The sequence below is a fragment of the Psychrobacter sp. FME13 genome (assembly GCF_014861395.1).
GTDB lineage: Bacteria > Pseudomonadota > Gammaproteobacteria > Pseudomonadales > Moraxellaceae > Psychrobacter.
This window is the reverse complement of sequence record NZ_RRYV01000112.1, coordinates 1-10,019: the sequence shown is the minus strand read 5'-3', so window position 1 is coordinate 10,019 and position 10,019 is coordinate 1. Positions and strand designations below refer to the sequence as shown.

The window sequence follows — 10,019 nt, the reverse complement described above, 5'->3', positions numbered from 1 at the left end:
ACGCTACTTTAACAAAAACCTCTTATCAGGTGTCCTAAATTAGTTGACCACTACAACCTAGCTCATTGGTCGGAAACCAATCACTCATCAAACGAATACCAACCACAAAACCTGCACCGACAAAACCTAGCAAAAAACGCGATAGTGCCAAGGTGTTGTAATCTTGCGCGAATGCAAAGGTAAAACAGGGAATCGCACCAATGGACAAAATCGCGGCATAAACAATGCGCGGACCAAAACGATCGGTCAACATACCAATAATAACGCGAGCAGGAATGGTCAAGGCAACGTTCAATATAAGCAAAGTTTTGACTTGATCTTTAGTCAGATTAAGTGTTTCACCAATCGCTGATAGAAAAGGCGCATGATTAAACCAAACAAAAAAAGTAAGGAAAAATGCCATCCAACCTAAATGTAGGATTTTATTTTTGCCCGTAAATGATAAGACATTTAGTTTATCGCTGCTGGGTGCAACGGGGGTTGATGATGACATAGGCGACTTCCTCAAATGATTAACTTTTGGTTAATGACAACATGCTAAGTATTTAAAATGCTAAGTATTCAAACGAACCATCAAAAACAGGTACTCAAATTAATTATTAGAATTAAGCAATAAAACTAAGTATTTTTCGTGTTTTCAATCTGAGTATTAGCCTTTAAATGCGCCAAAAACAGTTACTTAAGCTGAGAAATATTCAAAAAGAATGGGAGTCAACACAATGTAGAGCAATGCAATGCTTGTGCCAGTTGGTTTTATAAACATTAAAAATCAGTATAAAAACAATCTTTTATTTGATACTACAAAAACTCTTTAGGTCATATTTACAGTAGCCATACGATAATTATCTAGGTATAAATTATTTTTTTATTAGTCATGAAAACAGTACTGCCAAACCGTACGCCTCACCTGTCTCAACAACATTAATAACAACCAATTTGGGGCAAACGCTCATCTATTTTGGTGCATGCACCATAGATGTAATGTGCTAAGTAATTATTATTCATCATAATTTTATTACCCAAAACAATCACATTACTAGATTTTCAAAAACATCCAGACATAAGCAGGCTATGCCGTAGCAGTCCCTTCGGGCATCACCTTATGGTAATAAGATGCTTTCACAGCCCTCGCACTGGCATGATTATTGAATGTTGTACATTAGTAGTCATCAATCGCTTAGCATCAGCCATTGATGACAAAATTAGCCGTTTATGGAATAAGGCTTATATAGGCAGCGGCCATATTGGAAGCAAACCATTACTAAGGATAGGCGTATGAATAGCACGACAGCGAGCACAGCAGAAAGAGGCAATTTGGTAGTGATTGGCAACGGTATGGTTGGTCATCATTTTATTGAGAGAGCCATCGAACAAGGACTACATCAACAATTTGATATTCATGTTTTTGCTGAAGAAGATCGCCCTGCTTATGATCGTGTATACCTATCGAGCTATTTTGAACACAAAGATGCCAGTAAGCTAAATTTGGTGGATTTGAGTGCCTATGAGCTGTCAAAAATTAACTTACATCTAAACCAACGTATCATCAATATTGATGCAGCCAATCAATGCATCACAACAGAATCAGGTGAGCAAATTGATTATAGTGAGCTGGTGCTGGCCACTGGCTCATACCCATTTGTACCACCTATTCCCGGCCGTGAGCATGCCCACTGCCACGTGTACCGAACCATTGCAGATTTGGATGAGATTTTGGCCATTGCCGAATTACCCGCTGTCAAAAAGGGCGTGGTGGTTGGCGGCGGCTTACTAGGGCTCGAAGCTGCAAAAGCACTGGTCACACTAGGCCTGGATACCTATGTGGTTGAGTTCGCGCCGCAATTGATGGGCGTTCAGCTTGATGCGGCTGGTGGCGATATTTTAAAGCGCAAAATTGAGGCATTGGGCGTCACTGTATTAACGGGCAAGAATACCAAAGAAATTATAACCAACTCTTCATTTGATCCAAATGATACCAGTACCGACGCTCACTGCTTAACCATGCAGTTTACAGACGACACTATTTTAGACACCGATATGATCGTGTTTAGTGCCGGTATCAGGCCACAAGACAGTATCATCAAAAACAATCCAGAATGCGGGATTGAGATGGGTGGCCGTGGTGGTATTTTGATCGATGGCCAGTGCCGTACCAACGCCAACCATGTATACGCTATTGGTGAGTGCGCAGTATGGGATAACAAAGTCTTTGGTTTGGTCGCACCTGGCTATAGTATGGCCAGTATCTGCGCGGCACAAATTGCCGGTCAAGAAGCGCAAATATTTACTGGTGCTGATATGAGTACCAAACTGAAGCTAATGGGTGTCGATGTTGGCAGCATTGGTGACGCGCATGGCAAAACTGATGACAGTTTAAGCTACTTGTATCAAAACCCAGCCGAAGGTATTTATAAAAAATTGGTGACCACAGCAGACAACAAACACTTGCTTGGCGCTGTATTGGTCGGTGATACCGAAGATTATAATAATTTATTGCAGCTATATTTAAATGATATTGACCTACCCGCTCATCCTGAAAGCCTGATATTACCCAATGTCGAAAAACCCGTCATGGGCATTGAGAACTTACCAGACACCGCGACTATTTGCTCTTGTTATAACGTGACCAAAGGCACCATTTGTTCAGCAGTTGAAAACGGTGCTTACTCCATTGCTGATGTAAAAGCTGCCACCAGTGCAGGTACGGGCTGTGGTGGCTGTGCACCGATGGTAAAAGATACCGTTAGCTATCAGCTGACCGCTCTTGGGTTTGAGGTGAACAATAATTTATGCGAACACTTTGCCTACTCGCGCCAAGACTTGTATAACTTGGTTCGCGTACATGGCATCAGAACTTTTGATGAACTACTGACCTCACATGGTAGCGGCCATGGTTGTGAGACTTGCAAACCAACCGTTGCCTCTATTTTAGCCTCATGCTGGAACGATCATATACTGAAATCAGAGCTGACCCCATTGCAAGATAGCAATGACTACTATTTAGGTAATATTCAAAAAGATGGTACTTATTCGGTGGTTCCAAGAGTACCTGGCGGTGAGATTACCGCAGACAAGCTCATTGTGCTTGGACAAGTGGCAAAAGAGTTTAATTTATATACCAAAATTACCGGTGGGCAACGGGTTGATTTGTTTGGTGCACGTATGGAACAACTACCAGATATTTGGAGCCAGTTGGTTGAAGCAGGATTTGAAACAGGTCACGCCTATGGTAAGTCATTACGTACTGTCAAATCTTGTATTGGCAATAACTGGTGCCGCTATGGCGTCGATGACAGCATTGGTCTCGCGCTAAGACTGGAAGATCGTTACAAAGGTGTACGCTCACCGCACAAAATCAAAATGGGCGTGTCTGGCTGTATGCGCGAATGCGCCGAAGCACAAAGTAAAGACTTTGGCATGATTGCAACAGAAAACGGCTGGAATCTATTTGTCTGCGGTAATGGTGGTATCACCCCGCGCCATGCTGAACTGTTTGCCACCGATCTCGATACCGAAACCATGGTTAAATATATCGACCGCATCATCATGTTTTATATCAAAACAGCCGACAAACTTCAGCGTACTTCCAAATGGCGTGAAAGCTTAGAGGGCGGGCTTGAATATTTACAATCCGTTATCATTGACGACAGCTTAGGTATTGCCGATGAACTCGAAGCACAAATGCAGCTATTGATAGACAATTACGTATGCGAGTGGGCAGCAACCATCAGCAATACCGAAAAGCTCAAACGCTTCCGCCATTTCGTGAACAGTGAAAAAGGCGATGATAACGTGGTGTTTGTACAAGAACGAGAGCAAATACGTCCAGCCACTGATGCTGAAAAAACCACTATTAAGTTGGTTGAGTTGGCTTAGTTTCTCATCTGATGCTGCTGATACTTTGTGATGCATGACTCTTCGCAAAGTATCATTCAACTTAACGCATTCGTTTGCTTATGCACTCATTAATTGTAGCGGTACATACTTAAGGATAACGCCTCATGAACCAACATACCATTTGTACTCTTGACGATATCATACCTGACACCGGTGTTTGTGCACTAGTTGATGGCAAGCAAATTGCTGTTTTTCGTACCACCCAAAATGATTTGTTTGCCCTTGATAATTACGATCCTTTTAGTCAGGCCAACGTACTATCGCGTGGGTTAATTGGTGGCACTAGCATTGCAAGTGACACTGGTACGACCGAAGATGTACTGTACGTTGCCTCACCTATTTATAAGCAGCGCTTTAATCTTGCTACTGGACAATGCTTGGACGATGCTAATACTAAAATTAATTCATACCGAGTTGGACTTGATATTAATAATGTGATCATTTTTAGTGAGTAGTTTTTAGTGAATAGAGTTAAGGTGTGTCATCATTTAAAGTACAATGCTTAATACACCTTATTCTGCATCTTTTTCTGCACGCCGATCACTGGCAGACTGATCTTCAGCCACGCCTGCCTTCCAATAAGAAAAAGCATATAGCTCGTCTTTCGACCACTTCTGCTCACCTTTCAAATACTGACGAATGGCTTTGACGGTTGCAAACTCACTAGCAATGTAAGCAAAACGACTTTGATTTGCGCTTGGTAGTTTTATAGATTTAACCGTATCAGCCAACTGACTGCCTTGCGTAGGATCGGCATTATGTAACCACGTCATTTCGATATTGGCTGCAGTTGGCAAATCTTGCTCGTCCTCTGCATCATGCACTTCAATAATACAGTGGCCACTAGTAGTAGCAGGCAGGTCTTGTAATATCGCGCCAAGCACTGGTATAGCCGTGGCATCACCCACTAATAAAATATGGTCTGTTTCAGGATAAAGCGCTTTGTTTTTGGGCTTCATCATCACACCTAGTTCATCACCTACTTGCGCATGCGTGGCCCAGCCTGAAGCTGGCGCTTCATCACCATGGGCGACAAAATCAATCCAAATCTGTTGTTTTTCAACATCAACGCCGCGATGGGTATAAGTACGCATCACAAAGCTGGACTTATCCTCTAAATCAAGCGCTTGGGTTTTATCTATCGGTATGGCAACTTTATTATTTACCCCAACAGTCATAGTCGCGATATTAGCGATAGTGGCAGGCTGTGCTGTTAAGCAAACACGAATATAATGCGGGGTTAGCATTTGCTTATCAGCTACGGTCATGACTTCTCTTACGGGTTTTTGATTTATCATAGTTATAAGACTCTTCTCTTGTATTCAATATTTTATGGGATTAAACCGTTTTTTATCATCATCACTTTATTTTGCTATCATTTTTACTTTATGGTCATTCTGCGGTCGTCGCTGCTTACCCTTGCTTTAACCAATCAGTCACCGCTTGCTTAAAACTAGGGCGAGCCATAACCGCATTTTTCCAGCGCTCAAAGTGTGCATACTGAGAAAAAGGATAGCCTGCTCTATTTAAAACAACCAGTTGTGGAATCCAAGTAATATCTGCCAACGAAAAGGCATCGCCAAATGGCTGGTTAATATCCCGATATAATCTGCGCTATTTTTCTTGTTTGACAGCAATTTATCTCATTTTTATCACCATGCTGAAATGAAGACACGCCCTAGTTCAAATAAAAAATATTCATTTATCGTGTTTAAGCAATACTCAACTTAAATATGCGCGATTAACATTTTGATATAGGCTGTTTCAAACCGCTTTGTCATTTAGCTTTGGCTATTTTTGACATTGTTAATCATAGTCTTACTCACTTGTAAAAACGCATTGAGCTCAGCCTCTGTTAAGTGTTGCGTTAACTGTTCTCTCGTCCACTCTTCTGCAGCGTTTAACTTTGCCATCACAGCCTTGCCTTTGGCGGTTGGCTGTAGCAACTGGCTACGACCATCTAAAGGATTGTCTTTTTTAACGATTAAATCAGCGACCAAAAGGTCGTTCAATGCGCGAGTGACTTGTGCTTTGTCACGTTGCATACGCTGAGCGATCGATTTTGCGGTGACCTCAGGATTTTGACAGACGCCTTTTAATGTTCTGATATGCGTCACAGATAAATCTAGCTCTTGACGTTTGACCCCTTCAAGCAACAGATTAGTATAGGTATGTATCAATTGATGTAAGGTTTCGCTTAATGCATATTTAGACATACAACACCTCCTATATAGTTGATAAAAGCAACTATATACAATAAGGTTGATTGTGTCAACTAATTATAAGTCTAATAAGTCGTATTACTTTATAATGGTGAGTTAGGCCGTTGCCAGTACAAACACATTGACACATAAATAGATTAACGCCACAATATTACAAATACTAATGATTATCAATAGCATATAAATTTTTATGTTCTTCTCTTATTACTGAGCCACTATGCCCTCTCGCACTAGCATTTCTTTATATCACATGATTTGGGCGCATTATCGCCTACCTTTTCTCAAAGTTATTTTACTTAATTTAATTAATGCTGCTGTCAGTGTGGGTATCATTGCTTATATCAACCACACTTTTATCAGTCAGCCTGTCTTTGATACATTGTCCTTGCTCAGTTTGGGTTACTTTTCAGCCTTGGTCGTACTGCTGCTCATCACTACTTTTTTATCACAGTATGCACTGACATGCTTGGGACATAAGTTCGTCTATGAGCTCAGGACAAAGCTGGTCAAGCAAATTATCGATACACATGTGCCGCAAATAGATCATTTGGGTAGCGCGCGGTTGCTTGCCAGCTTATCTTCAGACATACAATCTATTACCGTTGCCTTTGTACGTATGCCTGAATTGGTACAAGGCATTATTTTGTCTGTGGGTGTAGCGCTATATCTAGGTTGGTTGTCGCTGCCGTTATTGTTTATCATCATGTTTTGGATTGTGATGACCATTTGGATAAGTACTATTTTAGTCAAACATGTCTATATTCACTTAGTTGAACTACGAGCAATTAATGATCTTTTGTATCAAGATTATCAATCCGTTATAGATGGACGTAAGGAGCTGTCACTCAATCAGCACCGCGCCAAAAAGCTCTATAACGATGACTTTCTGTCTCATGCAAATGCATACAAAAAGGCTGTTATCAAATCTGATACCTACCACTTATCTGCTGTGAACTGGTCTAATATCATGATGTTTGCTTCGATTGGTGTGGTGTTTGCGGTAGCGAACTATTTAAATCTACCGATGAGTGTTGCAACTACATTTTCCTTAACGATTTTGTTCATGCAATCCCCTATTCTTCACGCCGTTGGTGCTTATCCGACCTTGCAAACGGCGCAGGTGGCGCTAGACAAAATACAGTCTTTTAAACTGGCTGATTACCAGGCAGAATTTATGACTGATCACGTGACAAAAGACTGGCAGTCCCTGTCGCTAACCAACGTCGGCTATCGCTATGACAGTATCAAAACTGAAACGCAGAATACGAATATATTAGAATCGGTCAACCTCACTTTGAACCGTGGTGAGGTAGTGTTTTTAATCGGTGCCAATGGTAGCGGAAAATCCACTTTGGCCAAAATTATCACAGGCATTTTTACACCGACCACAGGCTCTATAAAAGTGGACGATCAGCTCATTGGCTCAGGAGAGAACTCAAAGAATAATGCGGATTATAGGCAGCTATTTTCTGCTATTTTTAGCGATCAGCATCTGTTTAAGCAACTGATTGGCCATCAGGGTGATAGTCCTGATATGACGCTGGTCAACGATTGGGTGCATAAATTGAACTTGCAGGATAAAATTGAAATCGTAGACAATCAACTATCGACAGACAAGCTATCCCAAGGTCAGCGTAAGCGATTGGCGATGCTACTTTCAGTCGCCGAACAAAAAGAGTTTTTGTTGCTTGATGAGTGGGCGGCTGACCAAGATCCTGCGTTTCGCCGCGTGTTCTATCAGACACTGATACCTGAGCTAAAGGCGAGGGGAAAAACCCTATTTATCATCAGTCATGATGACGGCTACTTTGAACATGCAGATCGGTTGCTACTGATGAAAGAAGGCAGGTTAATTGAACTGAATGCAGAAGAGCGAAAGCGTGCCAGTACAGACGCCATTGCGATGTTGTAACGCATACGATCAAAAATCTAAAAAAATGGGGCAACTTATTATAAGTCGCCCCACTACAGAAAAATACAATCGACTAGACACGTGCCGCTGCAATGCCTTTAACCCACAAATATACCGCTTTTGCTTATTTTAGTAACTTCTGTAGAAATGCAACACGAGATATTACCAAAAAATCTAACAATGCAATGACCAAAATAGCAATTATCGCTGTTGGAAATATAATCGCGACTATCAATAAAGGAATAGCAATTGGCCACCAAATGGAGAACTGCTGACCACGTGCTGGCGGATTTAGTCCTATACTTTCGCTAGTACTGCGAGGACGACGTTGCCACCACATGACATAACCGCTCACACTAATAATGACAACAAAAAGACAAAACAGGACATTGGCCAACACACTCCACCACCCTAGCGTACCCATATGAATAGCAATACCTGCTGCCATAAACTTGCCAAAGGCATTGTAATCGTCGTAGTGAATATCAGCCAACACCTTGCCCGAATAGCGGTCAATGTGTACGGTGCGATCAGCGGTTGGACTTGTCATGTCATAGCTCATCGAATCTTGGCTGAGCGTCCACACCCCTGTTTCACCTTGTGGTAGATTCAGCTGATAACGCCCGACAAATCCAATTTCACGGGCGTATCGGTCTACCGTATCGACCATAATGGGTAGATTGGGCGCGATGCCATCTTTACCCATCGTTGTGCCCGAGACTGGCATCGGCGTCAGCTCAAGCACCCAAGGAACTTCTTTTGTTTTGCCCGAGTTTAGGACACTACCATGTGTGGGCGCATCTGTCGCGGCGGCACCATGAACATGAGGCTCTGGCGCTGATTCATTCGCTGGGGCACTGTGTTGACTATAATCAATCGACACTGGCATCGGAGCCACGCCCCACTTACCTGCAGGAAACTGGCTCCACGCCTGAACAACTCTCTCACCCCACACGCCTGCCCATGCCATTCCTGATATGCAAAAAAATAGCAGCAAAATCGACACCCAGCTACCCAATGTCGCATGAATGGTACGGATAAAGGAACGTTTTTTCTTGTTGGCTACTGCCTCATTAGGTATCAGCATGGCTTTGAGTGATTTGCGTTTTTGCCACCAAAGATACCAACCCGACAAGATCATTAAGATAGTCAGTGCAGCGGCGGTTTCTAAGAGGTAGTCACCTGTTTTACCAATCAATAAATCACTATGAATATTATTGAAAGTATTATAAAGACTACTACTGGCAGGCGTGCTGTTGACGACATCAGCCGTATAAGGGTTCACTGCCACCATATTAGTCTGGTCTTCTGATTTGACCTGAAACAAGGCGACGGTATCCGCATCACGAGGCGCAATATATTTAACGAGTGTACTATCGGGCAAAGTACTAAGCGCGTTTTTTGCTTGTGTAGAGACTGGTGCTGTCAGCATTGATTCTGGCGTAGCGATGGTCAAACGATCACCGTCTAAACCGACCGTATTAGACATAAACAACATACCTAAAGCGGTTACAGACAAAACGATTAAAAAAGGCGCGACAAACATGCCCGCATAAAAATGCCAACGCCATACTGTAAAATAGCGATGGCTATTACTGATTGACTGATTGCTTTCTCTACTCATAAATATGACCCTGAATATTCTCTGACTGCCTAGAATACGCCCTAATTAGCAACATAAATCTATTAAAATAATATCGGCTGTATCATACGAGAAAACTTATTTAAAGACCACTGTTTATGTAGTCAAATTTAAATAACATCGGGGCAATGTTAGGGCGTGTTGAATACCAAATACGAACTAGTATAAGAAAACCAAACGAGATCATAGCTTGTCATGTTGTACCTTTCTCAGAACTCTCTCACTGTAATTTTTTAATGATAATACCCCACTCTCAACTTCGAAAGTGATTGAAAAAAGAAGAGCACCTCACTAATCTATTGTTTTCGACCAAGAATACAATGGAGTTGTGAGATGCCCATAGACG

Annotated in this window: 8 protein-coding genes; 3 read left to right on the top strand and 5 right to left on the bottom strand. The window is 42.0% G+C overall.

Annotation, left to right across the window (positions count from 1 at the left end; genetic code table 11):
* Window positions 1-34: 34 nt before the first annotated feature.
* Window positions 35-493: an MFS transporter gene (locus EI164_RS11835; protein WP_225739260.1), complete on the bottom strand. Its 459-nt coding sequence runs from the start codon at window positions 491-493 to the stop codon at window positions 35-37.
* Window positions 494-1,275: 782 nt separating this feature from the next.
* On the opposite strand from EI164_RS11835, the gene nirB reads away from it, so the two are divergent.
* Together nirB and nirD are read left to right on the top strand one after the other, a co-directional pair.
* Window positions 1,276-3,876 (top strand): nitrite reductase large subunit NirB, encoded by a 2,601-nt coding sequence (gene nirB / locus EI164_RS11830; protein ID WP_192520159.1) that lies wholly within the window; start codon window positions 1,276-1,278, stop codon window positions 3,874-3,876.
* 125 nt (window positions 3,877-4,001) lie between these two features.
* On the top strand, window positions 4,002-4,352 hold the full coding sequence (gene nirD / locus EI164_RS11825; RefSeq protein ID WP_192520158.1) for a nitrite reductase small subunit NirD: 351 nt from the start codon (window positions 4,002-4,004) through the stop codon (window positions 4,350-4,352).
* A gap of 57 nt (window positions 4,353-4,409) precedes the next feature.
* Here the strand turns inward: nirD and EI164_RS11820 are convergent, their stop codons facing one another.
* The 3 genes from EI164_RS11820 to EI164_RS11810 all read right to left on the bottom strand — a co-directional run bounded on the left by EI164_RS11820 (window position 4,410) and on the right by EI164_RS11810 (window position 6,113).
* Window positions 4,410-5,195 (bottom strand): siderophore-interacting protein, encoded by a 786-nt coding sequence (locus EI164_RS11820; RefSeq protein ID WP_192520157.1) that lies wholly within the window; start codon window positions 5,193-5,195, stop codon window positions 4,410-4,412.
* A 115-nt stretch (window positions 5,196-5,310) separates the two neighbouring features.
* Entirely contained in the window at window positions 5,311-5,493 is a 183-nt protein-coding gene (locus EI164_RS11815; RefSeq protein ID WP_318779545.1) for a glutathione S-transferase family protein, read from the bottom strand.
* A 185-nt stretch (window positions 5,494-5,678) separates the two neighbouring features.
* Window positions 5,679-6,113, bottom strand: coding sequence for a MarR family winged helix-turn-helix transcriptional regulator (locus tag EI164_RS11810; RefSeq protein ID WP_192520155.1), 435 nt, complete (start codon window positions 6,111-6,113; stop codon window positions 5,679-5,681).
* 223 nt (window positions 6,114-6,336) lie between these two features.
* On the opposite strand from EI164_RS11810, the gene EI164_RS11805 reads away from it, so the two are divergent.
* Entirely contained in the window at window positions 6,337-8,031 is a 1,695-nt protein-coding gene (locus tag EI164_RS11805; RefSeq protein ID WP_225739259.1) for a multidrug ABC transporter permease/ATP-binding protein, read from the top strand.
* A 124-nt stretch (window positions 8,032-8,155) separates the two neighbouring features.
* Here EI164_RS11805 and EI164_RS11800 read toward each other — a convergent pair whose 3' ends face one another.
* Window positions 8,156-9,655 (bottom strand): PepSY-associated TM helix domain-containing protein, encoded by a 1,500-nt coding sequence (locus tag EI164_RS11800; RefSeq protein WP_192520154.1) that lies wholly within the window; start codon window positions 9,653-9,655, stop codon window positions 8,156-8,158.
* Between the last annotated feature and the right edge of the window lie 364 nt (window positions 9,656-10,019).

Bases quoted from the DNA above. Each gene is read 5' to 3' on its own strand.
- EI164_RS11800 (WP_192520154.1), bottom strand. From the start codon at position 9,655: ATGAGTAGAGAAAGCAATCAGTCAATCAGTAATAGCCATCGCTATTTT.
- EI164_RS11835 (WP_225739260.1), bottom strand. From the start codon at position 493: ATGTCATCATCAACCCCCGTTGCACCCAGCAGCGATAAACTAAATGTC.
- nirB (WP_192520159.1), top strand. From the start codon at position 1,276: ATGAATAGCACGACAGCGAGCACAGCAGAAAGAGGCAATTTGGTAGTG.
- EI164_RS11805 (WP_225739259.1), top strand. From the start codon at position 6,337: ATGCCCTCTCGCACTAGCATTTCTTTATATCACATGATTTGGGCGCAT.
- EI164_RS11810 (WP_192520155.1), bottom strand. From the start codon at position 6,113: ATGTCTAAATATGCATTAAGCGAAACCTTACATCAATTGATACATACC.
- EI164_RS11820 (WP_192520157.1), bottom strand. From the start codon at position 5,195: ATGATAAATCAAAAACCCGTAAGAGAAGTCATGACCGTAGCTGATAAG.
- nirD (WP_192520158.1), top strand. From the start codon at position 4,002: ATGAACCAACATACCATTTGTACTCTTGACGATATCATACCTGACACC.